The organism is Chitinophaga sp. GbtcB8 (genome assembly GCF_019091455.1).
Taxonomy (GTDB): Bacteria; Bacteroidota; Bacteroidia; order Chitinophagales; family Chitinophagaceae; genus Chitinophaga.
Map to the genome: position 1 here is coordinate 1 of NZ_JAGXJN010000114.1, position 323 is coordinate 323.

A 323-nucleotide genomic window follows, 5' to 3' on the forward strand; every position below is an offset into this window, starting at 1 on the left:
AATTTTAGTTCCTACGCTACTTTCAGCATTGTAGATTCTGTGGCGGCAGCCAGCAATGGTACAGAGGCAGAACGTGCGCTCACAGACTACGATAAACAATTGTTAGCAGCTGTAAAATCGGCCATGCAGGCAAGAGGATATACCCTGGTGGATATAGGTGCAAAACCGCAGCAGGCCGTGAACCTGACCCGTATTGATGACACCTCCAACAGCAGCAAGTACGATGCCGGCTAGTGAACTGGCAGGGGCGGTTTTTACGATCAGTTCTATTGGGGCCTTCACGGTTATGGTTATTTCTTCCCCTCTTATTACACCGTGTACTA

Annotated in this window: 1 pseudogene; it reads left to right on the forward strand. The window is 48.9% G+C overall.

What is annotated here, in order from left to right:
* Positions 1–234 (forward strand): annotated as a pseudogene (locus tag KVT36_RS31615) (DUF4136 domain-containing protein); the annotation flags it as partial.
* Positions 235–323 lie beyond the last annotated feature (89 nt).